Annotated in this window: 18 protein-coding genes; all 18 read right to left on the reverse strand. The window is 46.9% G+C overall.

Translation table 11 applies throughout. The annotated features are described in order from the left end of the window. Positions 1–46 precede the first annotated feature (46 nt). Entirely contained in the window at positions 47–1636 is a 1590-nt protein-coding gene (locus tag C7R94_RS11050; protein WP_016743381.1) for a DEAD/DEAH box helicase, read from the reverse strand. Positions 1637–1644: 8 nt separating this feature from the next. Continuing rightward, complete coding sequence (locus C7R94_RS11055; RefSeq protein ID WP_106780946.1) at positions 1645–2889, reverse strand: competence/damage-inducible protein A; 1245 nt, start codon at positions 2887–2889, stop codon at positions 1645–1647. Between the two features lie 107 nt (positions 2890–2996). Further along, positions 2997–3572, reverse strand: a complete 576-nt coding sequence (gene pgsA, locus C7R94_RS11060; RefSeq protein WP_047067774.1) for a CDP-diacylglycerol--glycerol-3-phosphate 3-phosphatidyltransferase — start codon at positions 3570–3572, stop codon at positions 2997–2999. Continuing rightward, a complete protein-coding gene (rimO, locus tag C7R94_RS11065; RefSeq protein ID WP_047067776.1) occupies positions 3573–4919 on the reverse strand; it encodes a 30S ribosomal protein S12 methylthiotransferase RimO in 1347 nt (448 codons plus the stop codon). A 110-nt stretch (positions 4920–5029) separates the two neighbouring features. Continuing rightward, positions 5030–5926 carry a helix-turn-helix domain-containing protein gene (locus C7R94_RS11070; RefSeq protein WP_106780948.1) on the reverse strand — a complete coding sequence of 299 codons (897 nt, stop codon included), beginning with the start codon at positions 5924–5926 and terminating at the stop codon, positions 5030–5032. A 12-nt stretch (positions 5927–5938) separates the two neighbouring features. Continuing rightward, complete coding sequence (locus C7R94_RS11075; protein WP_016743377.1) at positions 5939–6718, reverse strand: YmfK family protein; 780 nt, start codon at positions 6716–6718, stop codon at positions 5939–5941. Positions 6719–6826: 108 nt separating this feature from the next. After that, positions 6827–7096: a DUF3243 domain-containing protein gene (locus C7R94_RS11080; protein ID WP_048033399.1), complete on the reverse strand. Its 270-nt coding sequence runs from the start codon at positions 7094–7096 to the stop codon at positions 6827–6829. Positions 7097–7196: 100 nt separating this feature from the next. Further along, entirely contained in the window at positions 7197–7934 is a 738-nt protein-coding gene (gene ymfI / locus C7R94_RS11085; RefSeq protein WP_106780950.1) for an elongation factor P 5-aminopentanone reductase, read from the reverse strand. Between the two features lie 7 nt (positions 7935–7941). Next, positions 7942–9234, reverse strand: coding sequence for an EF-P 5-aminopentanol modification-associated protein YfmH (yfmH, locus tag C7R94_RS11090; protein ID WP_106780953.1), 1293 nt, complete (start codon positions 9232–9234; stop codon positions 7942–7944). Position 9235: 1 nt separating this feature from the next. Then, the gene (gene yfmF, locus C7R94_RS11095) at positions 9236–10531 is read right to left on the reverse strand and encodes an EF-P 5-aminopentanol modification-associated protein YfmF (protein WP_106780956.1); all 1296 of its coding nucleotides are present in this window, start codon (positions 10529–10531) and stop codon (positions 9236–9238) included. 200 nt (positions 10532–10731) lie between these two features. Continuing rightward, positions 10732–10887 (reverse strand): hypothetical protein, encoded by a 156-nt coding sequence (locus tag C7R94_RS30255; RefSeq protein WP_197244353.1) that lies wholly within the window; start codon positions 10885–10887, stop codon positions 10732–10734. Between the two features lie 53 nt (positions 10888–10940). Then, on the reverse strand, positions 10941–12119 hold the full coding sequence (locus tag C7R94_RS11100; protein ID WP_106780958.1) for a stalk domain-containing protein: 1179 nt from the start codon (positions 12117–12119) through the stop codon (positions 10941–10943). Between the two features lie 129 nt (positions 12120–12248). Then, complete coding sequence (locus C7R94_RS11105; RefSeq protein ID WP_106780960.1) at positions 12249–13208, reverse strand: ABC transporter permease; 960 nt, start codon at positions 13206–13208, stop codon at positions 12249–12251. Next, positions 13208–14281 carry an ABC transporter permease gene (locus tag C7R94_RS11110; protein ID WP_047067793.1) on the reverse strand — a complete coding sequence of 358 codons (1074 nt, stop codon included), beginning with the start codon at positions 14279–14281 and terminating at the stop codon, positions 13208–13210. The genes C7R94_RS11105 and C7R94_RS11110 overlap by 1 nt, the downstream gene beginning before the upstream one ends. Next, positions 14274–15815, reverse strand: a complete 1542-nt coding sequence (locus C7R94_RS11115; RefSeq protein WP_106780962.1) for an ABC transporter ATP-binding protein — start codon at positions 15813–15815, stop codon at positions 14274–14276. Before C7R94_RS11115 ends, C7R94_RS11110 begins: the two co-directional genes overlap by 8 nt. A gap of 92 nt (positions 15816–15907) precedes the next feature. Then, positions 15908–16954, reverse strand: coding sequence for a BMP family lipoprotein (locus C7R94_RS11120; RefSeq protein ID WP_106780964.1), 1047 nt, complete (start codon positions 16952–16954; stop codon positions 15908–15910). Between the two features lie 57 nt (positions 16955–17011). Further along, positions 17012–17737 carry a GntR family transcriptional regulator gene (locus C7R94_RS11125; protein WP_017249274.1) on the reverse strand — a complete coding sequence of 242 codons (726 nt, stop codon included), beginning with the start codon at positions 17735–17737 and terminating at the stop codon, positions 17012–17014. Between the two features lie 239 nt (positions 17738–17976). Then, positions 17977–20355 carry an FtsK/SpoIIIE family DNA translocase gene (locus tag C7R94_RS11130; protein ID WP_106780967.1) on the reverse strand — a complete coding sequence of 793 codons (2379 nt, stop codon included), beginning with the start codon at positions 20353–20355 and terminating at the stop codon, positions 17977–17979. Between the last annotated feature and the right edge of the window lie 40 nt (positions 20356–20395).

Raw genomic sequence — 20395 nt, forward strand, 5'->3', positions numbered from 1 at the left:
TTCCTGGTTGTTCCCAGTGAAATGGCTGCTTTGTAGTACTAACAAATTAGGAACGCTTCGCTCCGCGAGGCTTTGCAGGCTCCAGATTGATTCGTTTTCCGTTGATGCGTGTTTGACGGAGTGACTCATATACGAATGCCGCTACCTCTTCTGGAACCTCAACAAACGTGAAGTTCTCGAAAATGTCGATGCGACCTACTGATTTTCCTGGAATACCAACAGATTCAGAGATCTCTCGTACCAAATCCTGTGGCTTCATGTTCGCATTGCGGCCTACGTTCAGGAAGAAGCGAACCATGCCTTTTGCTGCACCCGTCTCACCAAAGTTGTACGCTTCTACTTCCTGCCCTTGTCCTGCTTCTGTATGGAATGCCAGGTGCAATGCAGCAGCAGCTACTTTTTCAGCCGGGTATTGACCTACGAGAGCATCCGCTACCTTTTGATACATATCCGCAATTGCATCGCTTTCCAAAAGGCTAGTCAACTGTTCACGCAGTTGCTCTTGTTTGCGCTCAGCCACTTCCTCCAGGGAAGGAACATTGCGAGAGAGCACTTGTGCTTTTGTCTGCTTTTGGATAAACATCATCTGTCTTACTTCGCGAGGCGTAACCAACGTCATCGCGATTCCTTTGCGACCTGCGCGACCAGTACGGCCAATACGGTGTACGTAGCTCTCAGAGTCTTGTGGAATATCATAGTTGATTACGTGAGAGACGTTTCCTACGTCGATACCGCGTGCTGCTACATCTGTCGCGATCAGGAATTCAATCGAGCCCTCACGGAACGCATTCATGACCTTGTCACGTTGTGCCTGCGACAAGTCGCCATGCAAGCCGTCCGCAAGGTATCCGCGGGACTGCAGCACTTCGGACAACTCATCTACACCGCGCTTGGTACGACAGAAAATGATACCCAGCTCTACATCCTCACTGTCCAAGATGCGGCAGAGGCTCTCTACTTTGTTGCGGTCAAACACTTTGTAGTATACCTGTTCGATCAAAGGCGCCGTTACTTCTTCACGACTTACCGCGATCGTTTGCGGCTGTTTCATGTAACGGGTAGCCAAACGCTTGATTTCTGGCGGCATTGTCGCGGAGAACAGCAAGGTTTGACGCTCTTCTGGCATATGTGTGATGATCGTCTCGATATCTTCGATGAAGCCCATGTCCAGCATTTCATCCGCTTCATCCAAAACGAGTGTATGTACGTGATCCAGCTTCAATGTTTTGCGGCGCAAGTGGTCCATAACACGGCCAGGAGTACCTACAACGATTTGTACACCTTGGCGCAGTGCACGAATTTGATGTCCGATCGATTGTCCGCCATAGATTGGCAGCGTACGAACTTTATTGTATTTGGAGATGCGCAGGAGCTCTCCTGCAACCTGAATAGCCAGCTCACGAGTAGGGGTCAGCACGATCGCTTGTACACGATTGGCAGGCGTAATCTTTTCTACAAGTGGAATCCCGAACGCAGCAGTCTTACCAGTACCTGTCTGTGCTTGACCAATCAGGTCTCCGCCATCCAGAACTTTTGGAATGCAAGCTGCCTGAATCGGTGATGGCTCCTCGAAGCCCATATCGTGAATCGCTTGCAGAATAGATTTATGTAAAGGAAAATCGGAAAAAATCGTCATGAAAAAAATCACCTTTCTTTTTGCATTTGCAGCGCATAAAACAACGCGTATTTAGCGGCACGCCCAACGATTGCATGCCTTCTTCCGGCAAGGCGCAGCTCTTTTACAACTGTGGGCATTCCTTCTGCCGCGATCCCTACGTAAACAAGGCCAACAGGCTTGCCCTCGGATGGATCGGGTCCAGCCACTCCCGTAACAGAAATCCCGTAAGTAGCTCCCAGCTTTTCTCGAACATGTTCAGCCAGCAATTGAGCTGTTTTCTCACTGACTGCCCCGTCTGTTTGCAAAATGGAATCAGGTACTTCGAGCAGCTGATTCTTCACTTCATTGGTATAGCAGACAACCCCGCCACGAAACACTTGCGAACTTCCTGGTACAGAGGTAATCAACGAAGCAATTGATCCTCCTGTGCAGCTTTCTGCACAAGCAATCGTCTCATTTCTCTTTTTCAGCTCAGCAACCAGCACATCATGCAGGGACGAGTTCTCTCCCATCCCGTACATATACTGACCAACACGGCTGAGAATTTCTTTTTCTACAGGCAAGATTAGGGCTTCCCCTTCTTCGACTGTAGCAGCTCTTGCTGTAATCCGCAGCGTTACTTCGAATTCTTTGGCGTATGGCGCGATTGTTGGATTGTCCTGCTTTTCGATCAGATCGAGCAGTTTTTCCTCCAAGGCGGATTCGCCAATTCCGTAGAAGCGGAGTACATGAGAATGAAACACTTGTTTATCGGGGAGCAAATCAGTCAAGTAAGGCATCACGTAATTCTCGACCATTGGATACAGCTCACTTGGTGGTCCCGGCAACAGCACGAACGTACTACTGTCATGACGGATCGCCATCCCCGGCGCCATCCCGAAATCATTGGAGAATACATGGCTGCCAGAAAGCACCAGCGCCTGCTTACGATTGTTCTCCGTCATGACAATCCCACGTTGCGAAAAGAATTTTTCAATTCTCTCCATGGCCTCTGAATTCGTTTCCAATCCAATGCCTACATGCCCCGCCACGGTCTCTTTCGTCAAATCATCTTGAGTCGGCCCTAGCCCCCCCGTGAAAATGACGAGATCAGATCGCCCTGATGCCAATCGAATCACTTGCAGCAATCGCTCCGTGTTGTCTCCCACAACCGTATGAAAATATACTCCCACTCCAATTTCCGCCAGCTTCTGAGAAAGAAACTGTGCGTTAGTGTTAGCGATCTGGCCTAACAAAAGCTCGGTACCTACCGCGATAATCTCCGCTCTCATCTTCCTCATCCATTCTCTTTGAGAGTAGAAAAGCCTCTAAACTAACAGTTTATCACTTGCAAACGCTCAAGAGAAGAGTCTTGTGAAAAAAGAGACCAATACCCGCATTACGAGTATTGGATCACGTTACGATTTTTCGCAAAGTAGTCGTACCCGGAGTAAATCGTGATGATCACCATCGCCCAAGTAGCTACTTCGTCGAACGGAATACCGAAGAACCCAAATGGGAAGTTGCGAATCATGACAGCCGTAATCGCTACGATCTGCACCCATGTTTTCAGTTTACCCAATGCACTCGCAGCAATTACCTGTCCTTCTGCCGCAGCAACTAGCCGTAGACCCGTTACCGCAAACTCCCGGCTGATAATGACAATCGCAATCCACGCTTCCAAACGCTGCATCTCAACGAGTGAAATGAGTGCTGCAGAAACCAAAAGCTTATCAGCAAGCGGGTCCAGAAACTTCCCCAGGTTCGTCACGATTTTCTTTTTCCGTGCAATATAACCGTCGAGTCCGTCCGTACTGGCTGCTAGGATAAACACCAAAGCCGCAATCAGCTCGTTATACGTCATCGTCAGGCTGCCAATCGAAAATGTCCCGATGTTGTAACGCACCAGCAGAAAAAACATAACTACCGGCACCAGAAAGATCCTGGCGAGGGTGATGCGGTTGGCGAGATTCACCTAGACTACCTCCCCGGCTAAATCGTATTCATAGGAGTGTGTTATTTTTACTTTTACGATGGAGCCTAGTTCGCCTTTAAAACCCGTGACGAATACTTCACCATCGATTTCCGGAGCGTCATACTGTGTTCGACCTACATAAATATCGTTACGTCCTTCGTAACGTTCAATCAAAACATCCAAGACTTGACCAACAAAGCGTCCGTTGCGATCTCCGGCTACTTCACGCTGAATTTCCATCAGCATGTTCGCACGTTTTTCCTTAACCTCTTCGTCTACATGATCAGGCAGGCGAGAAGCTGGAGTGTCATCCTCGTTGGAGTAAGTAAACACACCCAGTCGATCAAAGCGGATATCTTTGACAAACTCGCTCAGACGCTCGAAGTCTTCCTCTGTTTCCCCAGGGAACCCTACGATCAAAGAGGTACGCAATGCAACATCTGGAACCTGCGCGCGAATTTTTGCTACCAGCGCACGAATGTCCGTTTGTCTTCCAGGACGACGCATTCTTTTGAGAATATGGTCTTCCGAGTGCTGCAAAGGCATATCTACGTATTTACACACTTTTGGATTGGTAGCAAAGGTGTGGATCAATTCATCCGTGAAAAATCCAGGATATGCATAGTGAAGACGAATCCACTCGATGCCCTCTACTTCTGCCAGACGGTTTAAAAGTTCAGGAAGCATCAATTTTCCATCGTAAATATCCGTTCCGTAGTTCGTAGAATCTTGTGCGATCAGACTTACTTCTACGACCCCTTGTGCCGCCAAATGACGAGCTTCTTCCACGATGGACTCAATTGTACGACTGCGGAATCCTCCACGCATCAAAGGAATCGAGCAGAACGTACAGGCGTTGTCGCAGCCCTCGGCAATTTTAATATATGCGGAGTACGTGCCTTGTTTTACTTTCCGCTTCACTACATCTTCGTACGTAAAAATGGGATTTCCTACAAAAATCGGTCTCTTGCCCTCTAGTGATTCTTCGATAATACCAGTAATCGACATAAAATCGCCTGTTCCGACAATGCCATCCACCTCAGGAATCTCGTTCAAGATATCCTCTTTGTAACGTTGTGTGAGACAGCCTGCCACCACAAGCGATTTCAGTTTGCCGGATTCCTTCAATTCACCCATTTCCAGAATCTTATTTACGGATTCTTCCTTGGCTGCATCGATGAAACCGCAGGTATTGACGATGACCACAGTTGCTTCTTCCGGGTTATCAACCAGTTCATAACCTTTTTCATCTATCAGATGGGCCATCATGTCCGAATCAACGAGATTCTTTTCACAGCCCAGCGTAACAATCGCTACTTTTTCACGCGTGCCTACCTTCTCTGTCATCTTTTTTCCTCCAATTGGTCACACCAACCCATATTACACCTATCCAGTATAATATAAGCCTAAAGGAAGTGTCAAAAAAGAGAAAGTACAAAAGGCAAGCATATGCTTGCCTACTGGGTGACCGCCTCTTTTATTTTCATCGTAAGATTGGACGGCATTGACTTCATTTTAGACGTGTCTACCAAGACTCCGTTCACCTTCAATTCCACTACAGTCGGTTTGCCCAAACGAATATAAGCGGATTTCCCCAGCTCAATCGTTTTTTCCTGATCCTTCTTGAGCGTGCCCTGCTCAACATACGTTTTGCCTTTTCCTTCCGAAATACCAAACCAGCTTGTTTCGTCTTTCACCTTCAGATAAACCGTAATTTTTTCTCCACCTTGCAAGGAATAGTTATACATCGATCCTTGCTGCGATTCAAATGTGATGGTTGCCTGAGGAGTTTCCGTAACGTTCTCAGGTGGGTTTGTTCCTGTTTCAGGATTCGGTGTCGTAATGGAAGGAGGCTTTGGTTGTTGAGCAATCGGGGATGTTTCCGCTCCACCACCAGTGCCAGGTTTAACAATTTCCGCTCCAGGGTTAACTGTTCCACCCGGCATTGGCTGAGTCAACTGACCTCCGTTGTTGACGACAGCGAAATAAATAACCCCGATAATCAAGGCAATAAACAATACGAGCAAGGTTTTGGTAACCCATCGCCCCGCTTGTAATGGATTGTTCGCTGAAGCAACTCTTCTGCGACGCAGGCGCTCTACTTGCTCTGTAGGTGGCTGGGCCGGCAGATCGGACTGAAAGTGAGTCAGGATGTGGTTCGGGTCTAGACCGACAGCTTCCGCATAACTCTTTATAAATGCACGCGCGTAAAAGTGGCCAGGAAGTACGTGAAAATGACCCCTTTCAATTGCTTCCAAATATCGCCGCTGTATCTTGGTGATACGTTGGATGTCGTCGAGCGTGATTCCTTTTTCTTCGCGGGCCCTTTGCAGGACTTGACCTAGCTCAGACACAGCTGCCCCTCCTTAATTCATTTCGAAATTATCAAAGCCGCGATTGTTGATAAGCTCATATGTAATCTCTTCATCCGGATGATGACGCAGCTCAATAATGTAATGGAAATCATCAAGTTGATACTCTGATTCCCTTACGAATATATCCGGATGCTCAATGATTTTTGCGGCAGGAAAGTTCATAATCTCCCGAAGCAAGGTAAAGTGCTTTTCTGTCGATCGCAGCGTTGAGACAATTCCATCTATCAAATATACATGATCAGTAGACATTTCATCAATGGCTAAGGAGCTCCGCACCGTCTGGCGCAACAAAGTAGAGGAAATAAATGTCCAACGTTTATTGGCGGATACGCTGGCAGCAATCATTGATTCAGTCTTCCCTACGCGAGGCATTCCACGAATCCCGATGAGCTGATGACCTTCCTTCTTCAGGATTTCTGCCATAAAATCGACCAGCAAGCCCAGCTCCTCACGAACAAAACGAAACGTTTTTTTATCCTCGCTATCCCGTTCAATATAGCGACCGTGGCGAACAGCCAAGCGATCCAGCATTGTCGGGGGACGTAACCTCGTTATGGTTATGTTGTCCATTTTTTGCACAACGTTGCGCAAAACCTCCATTTTTTCATCATCATCGGTCAAGAGCAGCATACCTCGACGCATGGTATCCACACCATTGATCGTCACAATGTTGATGTTCAACATCCCCAGAATAGAAGATACGTCACCTAAGAGACCGGGACGGTTACGGGCAATCTCATACTCCATGTACCATTCTTTTTTCGCTTCCATATGCAATCCTCTCCGCCAACCAGAATTCTCTTCTTATGTAGTATATCACGTTCGTTTCATTCGACAATCGCGAAAAGAAAAATCCCCAAAAGTAGGGGATTTGAATGGCTAGCTGCCTGCGTTCGCGTCATTGCGATTCTGAACAAGCTTCACCATGAGTGATGCCAAAGCTTGTTGCTGCTGTTGATCACCTGCGTCCCACAGCTGTTTCAACAGACGCTCCTGATCGTTTTTCGGGTCTACTTGCTCAGACAGATAGCTACCGATTTGATAAGCTACATTTTGAAGCGTATCGCTTTCCATCCCGGCTTGTTTCGCTTGTTCTACCCGATCTCCGAGAAACGCTTTCCAGTCGCTAAAATTGTCAAGAATCGACATAGGGAAATTCCCTCCTTTTGTACGTTGCGAACAGATTTGCTGCCCACACAAAAGATAGAATTCCATCATTTCTCGTATTTTATTCATGCATACTTATCTTCTACGTGTACCATCCACCGTTTGGACTAATCACTTGCCCCGTCACATAACTGGAATCCGCCGATAGCAAAAAGCGCACGACTGCGGCTACCTCATATGGTTGTCCAAGTCGGTTGGCTGGTATTTCTTCTGCGATCATTTCCATTTCATCTGGAGAAAAGCGCTCCATCATCCCACCAGCAATAGCTCCTGGCGCCACTGCATTTACCGTGATTCCGTTTGGTGCCATTTCCTTTGCCAAAGCTTTGGTGAACGTATTAATTGCTCCTTTGGTCATGGAGTACAGCACCTCACACGAACCACCCGTAAGCCCCCAAATGGAAGAAATGTTGACGATACGCCCATACCTTGCACGCAGCATAGCCGGAACAGCAGCTTGGCAAACCAAAAAAGTGGCTCGAACATTGAGTGCGATAAGGTCATCGAATTTCTCTACAGTCACATCTGTAAATAATCCGACATCATCCACTGAAGCGTTGTTCACGATCAACAGTGGTGCAACCTGCATCTGAGCAAACATCGCGGCAATTTGCTGTGGATCCCGTAGATCAGCTTGGAGGATGCCGAACGGAACACCCCGCTCCTGGCATTTTTGCACCAACGGCTCCAATTTTTCTATATTTCGATTGTAATGCAGATATAGGGGAACCCCTGCATCAATTAGGTAGGCACCGATCGCCTGCCCGATCTCTCCGGAAGCTCCCGTAATTAACGCCCATGGCGTCTCTTGCTGGAACATGAATACATTACTCCTGTGGCGAAGCGGAACGAACGATGGAAACAGCCATCTGCTCGGTTAAGAAATGCTCCTTCAAACGTTTTTCCACATCTTCGCGTGTGATCGACTCCAAGGTCGGCACTACGGAAAACAGATCATTCCCGTTAAATTTGAAGCTGGTAAACTGGTTAGCAATAAACTCTACAGAGTTTAGAGAACGCAGGAAGTTTCCGATTTTTTTACGCTTGGCACGCTCAAAATCGTCCTGAGCTATACCATTTTGCTTCAATTGATCGATTTCCGCTTTGATTGTTTCCACTAAACGCTCTGGATCAGGTGTATCTCCACCAATGATCGTATACGCATAATCCTGTTCGCTGCTGTAGTCAAAATCAAAGCTTTCCGTAATCAGCTCGCTATCATACAAACGCTCATAGACAGCGGAGCTAGTACCGAACGCGATGTCCAATACCAGTTTAGTAGTCAGCTCGCGTTTTAACAAGGCTTCCTTGGCTAGACCGTTTTCCTTTTCCTTGATTCCGATCATGCATTTGGGCAAACCAACTGTTAGAAACGCTTCTACTTTCGCCTCTGCTGGCGCTGCCGGCTCTTCTGGAAACACGCGCGTGATTTGTGGCGCAGGAGGGAACTCCTTTGCTCCCTGGTTTTCACGAATGAGCTTCATGATCGCTTCTGGTTCGAAGGAGCCCACGACCAACAGGAGCATATTGGCTGGATGATAAAACGTTTCATAGCACTGATACAAATATTCTTTTGTAATATGAGAGATTGTCTCGATCGTACCCGCAATTTCAATGTTAATCGGATACTTCTGGTACATGGCCTTTAGAAGGTTCATGTACACCTTCCAATCAGGATTGTCATCGTACATGGTGATTTCCTGGCCGATGATTCCTTTTTCCTTTTCTACACTGGCATCTGTAAAATACGGGTCCTGCACATAATCAAGCAGCAGATTCAGATTGTCATCCAGCTTATCTGTGCACGAGAACAAATAAGCCGTGCGATTGAAGCTCGTGAACGCATTGCAGCTCGCCCCGTTTTTACTGAATTCGTGCATGACATCCCGATCTTTTTTCTCAAACATTTTGTGCTCTAGAAAATGCGCAATGCCATCGGGAACATTGATTTCTTCCCCGCTTCGGGTGCGGAAATGGCTATCAATGGAGCCGTAGCGAGTAGTGAACACAGCGTACGTTTTGCTGAAGCCTTGTTTGGGAACCAGATATACTTGCAATCCATTTTGGAGAGTTTCATGATATACCGTTTCATTTACTTGTTCAAAGACCGTGGTCTGCATCTTATGCCTCTCCCTTCTTGTCTCGCAGCAGATAAACCGTGTCGATCGTCACCTTGCTCGCTACCTTCTTGATATCTTCAATTGTCGCTTGGTTGATCCCCGCCAAAAGCTCTTCGATTTTCCGAGGACGTCCGCTAATTACACCGTTGTACGTAAAATCAATCATGCCGCGTGCACTGTCCAGTAGCTCACGGAATTGGTTGGACAAAGTCGCGCGCGTCTGGCTCATTTCCTCATCCGATATGGTTCCTTGTTGCATCAGATCAAGCTGCTGCTTAATTATCTCAACTGCACGCTGATATTTGCTAACATCAATCCCGGACATAATCATGAGAATCCCTTTGTGGCTCTCTAGTCTGGATACGGCATAGTAAGCAAGACTCTCTTTTTCACGAACATTGACAAACAGCTTGGAGTGAGGAAAACCGCCTAAAATCCCGTTGAATAAGAGCAACGCCGGGTAATCGTCATCCTTATAAGTGATCTGCGTGCGGCAGCCGATGTTGAGCTTTGCTTGGTTGACGTCAAGTCGATCGATCACTTCGCGCTCAGCAGATACGTCCTTCGCCGTCGATGCGATCTGCACTTCTCCTGCTTGGGAGCGCTCCAATGGGATATGCTTGCGAATAGCCTCGCTTACTTCCTGTTGATCAACATCGCCCACCACGAACATATTGATCGGATTCGTCGTCGTTACTTCTTTGAAATATTGATACAGCTCCTGACCCGTGATCTTTGGCAAATCCGCCACACGGCCTTGGACGAGAAGAGAAAATGGCTCACCTTTACACATCTCTTCTGTCACGCGTTGGTTCGCATACTTCATTTTGTCGTCGATCAAACTCTCTATCCGTTTTCGTAGTGTCTCTTTTTCCTGTGCCAAGTATTTTTCGGAAAAAGCGTTGTCCTGTACATACGGTCTGACAAGCATATCTCCTACGAATTCGATGGCCTGCTCCAAAAGAGAGGCTTCATTGGACAAATATTTTTCATTCGGTACTTCCATATAAATTTGCAGAATTTGTCGCTCGCCTTTTTTCATGACATCGACATCAAAGATGGCACCGTAAAGGAAATCCAAATGTGCTCGCAATAGCTTCGTTTCTGGAAAACGAGCGCTGGCACGTTTCATGACCATCGCAAGCAATGCTGTTTTCGTTACGTGCTCCTCTGATAGCGCCTGTTCAATCATCGTCACGATCGTCGTTGTCTTGAACTTTTCGGTCGGAAGGATATGTACGTTCATCCCATTGATTTGGGAGCTTTGAAATGCAATTTCGGTTGTAGTAGCAGTCATAGTCCAATCTCCCTTCTCCATCAGCTTACTTGTTACTCTTCTCTATTGTAACCAATTGTTAGGGCATCAAGCATCAGAATCTTCCATTATATATCCCAGTGCTTCATCCTATGCGCTCACGCAAGTCCCGTATCACAGCGCTTCCATTGCATAGAAAAAGAGCGAACGGCACCTTTTACGAAGGGCGTTCACTCTTTTCCTTACATATCCATTGCATCCCAGTCTCGAGGATCATCCGATGCATCATGCTCTTCAACAAATCGACCACAATCAGACGAGAGACAGAGCATGCCATCCAACTGCTCATCGTGAAAGGGTAAGCCGTGGCTTCCCCCACAGTACGGACAAGTCCACATACGAAGGGCCTCCTTTTAAGCGTGAAGGTACTCCGTAGTAGTTTGTCCCAATTTTAGAGGGGACTATCTACTTTATTTTGCTCCCAAATCCGCAAGTAATCATACGGATCGATCGCCTTCCCCGTGCTGTTACGATAGAGACCAAAATGCAGGTGAGGTTCAAACATTCCCACTGTCCCAGCTCCACCATAGCCTGTATCTCCAACAAAACCGATCAGCTGTCCTGCTTTTATCGTTTTCCCTACATGCAATCCTGGTGCATACGCCTGCAAATGAGCGTAATACATCCGATATTGGCCATTCTCATCCGTAATGTTTACTCTCCAGCCACCATACGTATTCCAGCCCACTCTGTTGATCGTCCCATCGGATACCGAGTAAATCGGCGTTCCTTTCGGTGCCATAATGTCGATGCCCTCGTGACTACGGACACTGCCGCTATTCGTCTCGGTCCACTCTCGATCGGAACCAAAGCTATCCCCATACGGCTCATACCAACTATTATTGTGGAAAGGAAAGCGAAATTGTTCCCCAATCAATTGATCATCAGCGACTTTTGTAGCAATGGAGTACTCAGCTCTTCGTGCCCCTTCTGGTAAAAATAAAATTTGGCCCACCAGTACCTCATCAGAAGAAAGATGGTTATTTTTCTGAATGGCATTCATGTTTGTGTCATGGCGAGCTGCAATTTTTGATAAGGTATCACCCTGTTGAACGACATATGGATTCAAGGAGTATTTCACACTCGTAGCCTTGTCTTCCACAGGTTTGGACTGTATGTATGCAACGGTTGACGTCTCATCCCATTGGACTTGATAGCCAAATGCCTCGGATATAAAACGGATCGGAACAAGCGTCCGCTTCTTCATGATGATTGGAGAGACATCCATCTTCAAACGTTTTCCATCTACATGCCCTATCTGGCTGCCGATCGCAAGGGATATATGCTTGCCTTTTTTGTTGAGCCATACTTTTTGAGTGGCGGCATCGTAGCTGACTTCTGAGCCTGTTGCCTCCGCTACTACCCGTATCGGAACGAGCATACGCCCATTTCGATGGATGGGCGATACATCTGATTGAACTCCCTTTCCATCGACAACGACAGAAATGACAGGTCCCGGCTCTTTTGCTGAAACCATTCCACTGGATACTGCTATCATCAGGCAAAAAACAAAAGCGCCTAGAATCCTGTTCCATCGATAACTGCTGTACTTATGTAGACAGCGGTTCATCTTTTTCCCTCCCCACAGACAATTTGCAAAAACGGAATGGACCGTTTTTTTGTGGACCGCAAGCAGTCACAAAAATTATCGCATAGGGAAAGTGACAGGTTCTAGACGCCAAATTTTGTCAATGAATGATTAACGTGATCCCGTATCGTAAGGTTTGCCCAGGGCCGCTGGAGCACTGGATCTTCCAACTAGACCAGCCATCACGAGAATCGTCAGTACGTACGGAAGCATGAAGATAAATTCAGTAGGAATGTAATTGGTCAATCCGAAGATTTGCACCAAAGACTTGATCGCTTGAGCGACACCGAAGAACAAGGCTGCTCCCATTGCACCCATTGGATGCCATTTACCAAAGATCAAGGCCGCAATCGCGATAAACCCTTGTCCGGAAACCGTGTTATGGGAGAAGTTACTGGTTGTCGTCAAAGAAATGGTAGCTCCACCTAATGCAGCCAGCATACCACTGATCATAACAGCCGTGTAGCGCATTCTCTTAACATTGATCCCTACTGTATCAGCAGCACGCGGATGCTCACCAACTGAACGCAAGCGCAATCCGAATGGTGTCTTAAATACAACATACCACGTAACGAAAACAGCAATGAAAGCTAGAAAGCTAGTCGGATACGCCTCAAAAATGGCATGTCCGATATACGGAATTTCACTCAATCCAGGAATACTGAATTTGTTAAACACAGCAGTCAATGTTGTTGTCTGACCTGCTCCGTCGAAAATAATTTTGGTCAGGTAGATGGAAAGTCCAGCTGCCAAGAAGTTCAGGGCCACACCACTAACGGTCTGGTCCGCTTTAAATGTAACCGAAGCAACGGCATGCGGGAGTGCAAAAATACAACCGGCAATCCCTGCCGCAATAAATCCGACCCACGGCGCCCAAGTACCAAGTGAATCTTGGAAAGCATAGGTCATTACTGCGCCGGTAAAAGCACCAATAATCATCATACCTTCTAGCGCAATGTTCACGACACCAGAACGCTCTGAGTACAATCCACCCAATGCGGCAAAAATCAAGGCAGTGGAAAACACGATGGTATCATGAACCAGGTTGCTGAGAATTAATCCCCAATCCATCAGTTTCCACCTTCCTTTTTCTTCATCAAGATCGGCTTAACGAAAATTTTCACGATGCCATGTGCAGCAACGAAGAAAATAACAGAAGCAATCACGACACGAATCAACTCAAACGGTACACCCGCACTAAACTGCATGCCGCTCGCTCCAAATGTGAGAACCCCAAACAATATGGCAGCAAGGATAACCCCGAATGGAGTATTTCCACCAATCAATGCTACCGCGATTCCATCGAATCCATAGCCTGTATGCTGCGTCATAATCGCTTGATAGTGGAAAACGCCCAAAATCTCAGTAGCTCCACCAATCCCAGCAAACATACCGCCAATGAACATGGCCTTAACAACATTGCGATTCACGTTCATACCAGCATACTCAGAAGCATGCGGGTTCAAACCAACAGAACGCAATTCAAAACCAGATTTTGTCTTCCAAAGGATGATATAGAAGAAAATAGCTGCGAGTACGGCAATCAGTGTACCCCAGTGCAAACGAGCATTGTCAAACATTTCAGCGAGCCATCCGATGGTAATAATCGCAGAATCCTTTACCTCTTCCGATGTTTGCTTGCCTGCTGGAATAAAGAAAGCATTCATGATCCAGTTCGCAAAGTAAAGTGCTACCCAGTTCAACATGATGCTGGTAATAACCTCATTGACACCACGTGCTGCTTTTAAATAACCGGCAATGGCACCCCACAAACCACCAGCTACAGCACCAGCAAGGATAGCAAGTGGAGCGTGAATGATAGCTGGAAGGTCAAAAGAAACACCTACGACAGTAGAGGCAATCATCCCTACGATAAATTGACCTTCTGCCCCGATGTTAAAGAGACCGGTACGGAAAGCAAACGCTACAGCCAAACCTGTAAAGATCAAAGGCGTAATTTGGCGAATCGTTTCACCAAAGTTATACGCGCTTCCAAATACTTTTTTAATCAAAGCCGTGTAGGCATCGATTGGATTAAATCCACCTGCCAGCATAGCGATTGCTCCGGTCAAAAGACCAAGAATGATCGCAACGGCAGGAACGAGAAACGATTCTTTCGTGAAGACCGCAATGACTTTATTCATCGTTTCCCCCTCCTTGCATTACTTTTCCGCCGGACATCATCAAGCCGAGCTCTTGCTCCGTTGTCGATTTCGCATCTACAATCCCCACAATGGCTCCCTCATAAATAACCGCAATCCGGTCGGACACATTGATAACCTCATCCAGCTCCAAGGAAAGCAAGAGAACCGCTTTTCCCTGATCGCGTTGATCAATCAGCCTGCGATGAATAAACTCGATAGCCCCTACGTCCAAGCCACGAGTAGGTTGAGCCGCAATCAGCAAATCCGGGTTCTTGTCCACTTCGCGGGCAATAATAGCCTTCTGCTGGTTTCCTCCCGAGAGCGCTCGTGCTGGCGTGTAAATACTTGGAGTCCGAACGTCGAATTCTTCGATAAGCTTGGCCGCATGCTTGTCAATGGCGCCATAATCAAGAAAACCGTTTTTGCAAAACGTTGGATGGAAGTACGTTTCCAATACCATATTTTCACTCATGGTGAAATCAAGAACCAATCCTCGTTTGTGCCGGTCTTCTGGAATGTGCGACAATCCTGATTCCGAGATGCTACGCGGACTTTGATTCGTAATTTCTTTTCCATTAAGAAGGACACGCCCACTTGTTGTTTTACGCAAGCCAGTTAGAACTTCAATCAGCTCACTTTGGCCATTTCCGTCGACTCCTGCAATTCCGAGAATTTCACCAGCGCGAACCTCTAAGCTGAGATTGTTCAGCGCATTCACTCCACGGTTACCCATCGCAGTCAAATTCTCTACGGAAAGAATCGTTTCTTTTGGTTTTGCTTCCGTTTTATCGACGCGGAAGTTTACTTCACGACCAACCATTTTCGCAGCCAAATCGTCTGGATTCGTATCTTTTACCAATACGGAGTCAATGACTTTTCCTCGACGAATAATCGTAACCGCGTCACATACAGCCATAATTTCTTTTAGCTTGTGTGTGATCAGGATAATCGTCTTACCTTCTTTTACCAAGTTATGCATGATCTCGATAAGTTCATGGATTTCCTGCGGCGTCAATACAGCCGTAGGCTCATCAAAAATCAAGATGTCGGCACCGCGATAAAGCGTTTTCAAAATCTCTACACGCTGCTGCATCCCTACTGAGATATCCTGAATTTTAGCTCTCGGATCAACTTTGAGCCCGTATTGATTCGACAGTTTTTCTACCGCTTTCTCAGCGCTTTGAATATCTATCTTCAACCCGTTTTTCGGTTCATTTCCTAGCACAATGTTTTCCGTGACTGTAAATGTTTCTACGAGCATAAAATGTTGGTGAACCATTCCGATACCAAGTTCGTTTGCAATCCTTGGACTTGTGATCTGTACAACTTTCTCGTTAATCAGAATTTCGCCTTCATCCGGCTGATATAGACCGAACAAGATATTCATGAGTGTGGACTTGCCTGCGCCATTCTCTCCGAGCAGCGCATGAATTTCACCTTTACCTACAGACAGCGTAATACTGTCATTCGCAACAATGCCTGGGAACCGTTTTGTGATCCCTCTCATTTCAACCACTTTTTTTACCGAGTTCATGCATGCTCACCCCATTTTTCGGGTCTAGTGTGAAGGTAAAGGACAAGGCCAGTAGCTCGAACCAGCCTTGTCCGTTTGCAGCTTCCTTCTTTTTACTTGTCAGGAACTGTGATTTCGCCTTTAACGATTTTTTGCTTGTATTCTTCAACCTGCTTCAGTACGTCTTCAGGAACGTTCTTCGTGGAAGTGTCAGCCAGACCTACACCGTTTTCAGCCAGTCCAAGCCATTGTACTCCGCCTTTGAACTTACCTTCAGAAAGGTCTTTCGATACACGAATAACTGCTTCGTCAACACGTTTTACCATGGAAGTCAATGTTACATCGTCGCCGAAAGTCAGGGATTGGTCTTTGTCAACACCGATTACCCATACGTTCTCGCCTTTAGCTTTACGGTCTTTTGCTTCGTTGAACACACCGTCGCCTGTACCGCCGGAAGCGTGGAAGATGATGTCCACACCTTGACCGTACATGGAGGAAGCCGTAGATTTACCCATGTCTGGTTTGTCAAAAGCACCCGTGTAAACTTTAACTACTTGAATGCTTGGATCTACAGCTTTTACGCCCGCTTCGAAACCAAGATCAAAACGTTTGATTACCGGGATGTCAACGCCACCCACGAATCCAACCTTTTTCGTTTTGGTCATTTTCGCTGCAACTACCCCAGCAAGGAAGGAGCCTTCATGCTCTTTAAAGAGTACAGATGCTACGTTAGGAGCATCTACTTCAGCGTCGATGATCGCCAATTTTGCGTCTTTGTTTTCATTTGCTACTTTTTTCAGGTGGTCACCCATCAGGAAGCCGATACCCCAAGTCAGATCCCAACCGTCTTTTACGAATTGAGTCAGGTTTGGTACATAGTCAGCATCTGATTTTGATTGCAGATAGTTTACGTTTTCTTTCGGGAGATTCATATCGGTTTGGAGTTTTTGCAGCCCTTCCCAAGCACTCTGGTTAAAGGAGTTGTCGTTAACACCACCAACGTCTGTAACCATACCTACTTTGATAGCTTTAGCGGCTGGAGCGCCTCCATTGCTACCAGTTTGGCCTTGAGGCTGTGCTTCTGGTTTGCTTCCGCACCCAGCAAGAACAAGCGACAGGCTGAGTGTTGCCACAGAAAGCACGGATAGAACTTTCTTCATCTGAGATTACCCCCTGTTTTTAGTTGATGAAATTGTTGAGTGAGGTTGCCCTCACTGTTACAACCGTCTCCGTACGACATGAAAGTGAATTTTGTCAGCTCTGAAGTAATTATGGGAGTATAGCACTGGCTTTTCACTTTCGTCGTAATGAATCTGTTTGAGCAAGAGCATGGGAGCAGATTTATCGCAATGAAGCAGGTTGGAAACCTTTTCATTGTAGCCCATGGGTTCAATATCGGCTACTGCGTATGCGATCCTTACCCCTGTTACGCTCTCCAGCCATTTGAAGATAGACTCTCCACTTGCCGCATAGCCCCCGGGCACCAGATGTGCAGGAATGCGGTCCACACAATAAACCACAGGCTCACCGTCAGCCGTTCGAATTCGCTCTACTATGAGAACGCCTTCACCCGGATTTAAGGCTAGCCGCTTCCTCTCTTCTTCAGCAGATTCGCCAAAGGATGTTTTCAGGATCAAGGTTCCTGCCGTATATCCTTGACGCTCGATTGCATCCGTCACACTAAAGAGTTCCCCAATTCCGCCCGAAAAAACAGGCTTTGAATTTATAAAGGTACCTACACCGTGTCTACGAATGACAATCTTCTCTTCCTCAAGAAGTCGGAGTGCCTCGCGAAGCGTCGCCCTGCTTACACCAAGCTGTTTGGATAGTTCGGCTTCAGAAGGGAGGCGTTCACCAGGACGAAGAAGTCCGGTTTCGATATCACTCTTGATCTTGTCCATTACCAAGAGAAACAGTGATCGAACATTCCCTTTGATGCTCATCATCATTCACTCCTGCTGTCCTTCAGCCATCCCAACAGGTAGGACGTCAGACCTCTGATTCGTATGAGACTTAATAACAACAATTTCCGTCAATCTCTTAGAAATTTTACATGAGGGGCGGGTATCATGCAAGCCAAATATTTATGAATAATAATGCAAAATGATTAATTTCGACAGGGATTTTTCTCCTAAAATAGGAAAAAAGACCCTGCCACCACAAATGCTGGCAAGGTCTCTCTTTATGAAATATTACTTTCTATCGACGGACGTGGAAGACGAACCTCACGAGGCTTGCTTCCCTCATAAGGGCCGACTACTCCTTGGGCTTCCATCATATCAATCAATCGCGCCGCTCGCGTATACCCAACACGGAGGCGACGCTGCAGCAAGGATGCCGATGCCGTCTGCGCTTCTGAAACGATTTGGACAGCTTGATCGTACAGTTCATCATCCACGACTGGCTGCTGTTCCTCTTGCACGTCACCCGGGATCATCTCTTCATTGTAGCGAACCTCTTGCTGTTCTTTTACAAAACGAACGACCTCTTCTACTTCCTTGTCGGATACAAAGGCTCCTTGAACACGGGTCGGCTTGGATGCCCCCATCGGAAGCGAAAGCATGTCGCCTCTACCTAGAAGCTTTTCTGCTCCTCCCATGTCGAGAATCGTTCTGGAGTCAGCCATCGAAGACACCCCAAAGGCAATCCGGGATGGGATATTTGCCTTGATCACACCTGTAATGACATCTACGGAAGGACGTTGGGTCGCGATGATGAGATGAATCCCGGAAGCACGAGCCATTTGCGCGAGTCGACAAATCGCATCCTCCACTTCTCCGGGAGCTACCATCATCAAGTCCGCAAGCTCATCGACGATGACGACGATATAGGGAAGTGGCGCCCCTTCCACTTGTGCATTGTACATTTCAATATTGCGGCTTCCTGTTTTGGCAAACAAATTATAGCGCCGTTCCATCTCGGCCACGACTTTTTTCAATGCAACAGAAGCCCTTCTCGGGTCAGTAACAACTGGAGCTAACAAATGCGGAATTCCGTTGTACACATTCAGTTCCACCATTTTCGGGTCAACCATCATCAGCTTGACTTCTTCTGGCTTGGCCTTGAACAAAATACTCATGATCAATCCGTTAATACATACTGATTTACCGCTTCCCGTCGCACCGGCCACGAGCAAATGAGGCATCTTGGTCAAATCTGCTACGATCGGCTCTCCGGAAATATCCCGGCCAAGAGCAACGGTAAGCTTCCCTGGCGCATCTTGATACTCGGGAGCTTCCAACACTTCTCGTAATGATACAACCGCTACCTCCGAGTTCGGAACCTCAATACCGATTGCTGATTTTCCTGGGATCGGTGCCTCAATCCGGATATCTTTTGCTGCCAATGCCAAAGCAAGGTCATCCGTCAAGCTGACAATCCTGCTTACTTTTACCCCTGTAGCGGGCTGAACTTCGTAACGTGTAACAGCGGGTCCGCGATGTACCTCGGAAACAGTTGCATTGACGCCAAAGCTCTTCAGTGTCTGCACTAATTTTGCCGCATTTGAGGTATGATCGACGTCTTTAGCTGTTGAACTCGCTTTGGGCCTTGCGAGCATTTGCAGACTTGGCAGCTCATACGGTATGGTGTTCTGTTCTTCTCCGGTATCTATTGTACCGAAGATTTCTTCTTCTCCTTCGAGCGCAAACGTAATTTCTTGACTCGTTTTTGGTTGTGCAGCTCTCGCTTGATGGCTAGGATCAATCGGTTCCTCATCCTCTTCCAGCGCAATTCTATCTGTAAAATCACGAATTAATGGGGCGTTCGGTTGCTGGATTTCTTCCTCCTGAATAGAAGGCTGTGGATAAGATTTTTGCTCTTTCAACGCCGTAACAGCAATGGCCTCGCTCTCTGCCTCCGATTGCTTTTGCTTGCGAGCCTCTTCGGCTTCCTTTGCTTCTTTCTTTCGCTTCTCGCTCTCTTCCTGCAAAAGCTGTACAGAGTCCTTCACTGTATGCTTCGCCTTTCCGTAAAACAACGCGAGCTTGTCCTTGGCAAACATCAAAATGTTTACATAGGAAAGATTGAACAGAAACATCAGTCCCACAAGGAAGAGGAATACGATCACGAGACCAGTACCAATTGTTCCAACAAGACCATTTGTCACCGCAAAAAACAGGGCACCGACCATTCCTCCGCCTACCCCGGTGGTGGACACTTTCTGGCCATGATCAAGCCAAATTCTGTCCCATGTCACTTTCATAATGCTTTGCTCTGCAAATTTTCCATCTGCGGTAATTTGTTTGTACAAAATCATGTGGTCCCAGGTCAAAATCGCCACACCAATGAGCGCTATGCCTAAGATGCGGTAAGTAAGCTTCGGTGACTTTCTCGTAAACATCATATGTATGGCCATACCGATTAGCAGAACAGGAATGATAAAATCCCATGAGCCCGCAATAAATCGAAATAGAAGTGCCAGTACATTTTTGCCCAGCCATCCACTCTCCAATAGCCCGATCAAGGACAGCACAATGATCAGAAGTCCCAGCAGTTCTATTTTGACAACTGAGGCCAATGCCGCTTGTGAACGTTCTTTTTTTCTCCTACTCAAAGGCACGCCTCCTCCTCGTCATTATACTCGTTATGTACCGAATGTT

Source organism: Brevibacillus sp. NRRL NRS-603, assembly GCF_003013445.1.
Classification (GTDB): Bacteria; Bacillota; Bacilli; order Brevibacillales; family Brevibacillaceae; genus Brevibacillus; species Brevibacillus formosus.

Coding starts and splice junctions, on each gene's coding strand:
- yfmF (WP_106780956.1), bottom strand. CDS start 10,531: ATGACTGCTACTACAACCGAAATTGCATTTCAAAGCTCCCAAATCAAT.
- C7R94_RS11075 (WP_016743377.1), bottom strand. CDS start 6,718: ATGGAAGCGAAAAAAGAATGGTACATGGAGTATGAGATTGCCCGTAAC.
- C7R94_RS11110 (WP_047067793.1), bottom strand. CDS start 14,281: ATGAATAAAGTCATTGCGGTCTTCACGAAAGAATCGTTTCTCGTTCCT.
- rimO (WP_047067776.1), bottom strand. CDS start 4,919: ATGACAGAGAAGGTAGGCACGCGTGAAAAAGTAGCGATTGTTACGCTG.
- C7R94_RS11120 (WP_106780964.1), bottom strand. CDS start 16,954: ATGAAGAAAGTTCTATCCGTGCTTTCTGTGGCAACACTCAGCCTGTCG.
- C7R94_RS11050 (WP_016743381.1), bottom strand. CDS start 1,636: ATGACGATTTTTTCCGATTTTCCTTTACATAAATCTATTCTGCAAGCG.
- C7R94_RS11115 (WP_106780962.1), bottom strand. CDS start 15,815: ATGAACTCGGTAAAAAAAGTGGTTGAAATGAGAGGGATCACAAAACGG.
- C7R94_RS11100 (WP_106780958.1), bottom strand. CDS start 12,119: ATGAACCGCTGTCTACATAAGTACAGCAGTTATCGATGGAACAGGATT.
- yfmH (WP_106780953.1), bottom strand. CDS start 9,234: ATGCAGACCACGGTCTTTGAACAAGTAAATGAAACGGTATATCATGAA.
- C7R94_RS11055 (WP_106780946.1), bottom strand. CDS start 2,889: ATGAGAGCGGAGATTATCGCGGTAGGTACCGAGCTTTTGTTAGGCCAG.
- C7R94_RS11125 (WP_017249274.1), bottom strand. CDS start 17,737: ATGAGCATCAAAGGGAATGTTCGATCACTGTTTCTCTTGGTAATGGAC.
- C7R94_RS30255 (WP_197244353.1), bottom strand. CDS start 10,887: ATGTGGACTTGTCCGTACTGTGGGGGAAGCCACGGCTTACCCTTTCAC.
- ymfI (WP_106780950.1), bottom strand. CDS start 7,934: ATGTTCCAGCAAGAGACGCCATGGGCGTTAATTACGGGAGCTTCCGGA.
- C7R94_RS11080 (WP_048033399.1), bottom strand. CDS start 7,096: ATGTCGATTCTTGACAATTTTAGCGACTGGAAAGCGTTTCTCGGAGAT.
- C7R94_RS11105 (WP_106780960.1), bottom strand. CDS start 13,208: ATGGATTGGGGATTAATTCTCAGCAACCTGGTTCATGATACCATCGTG.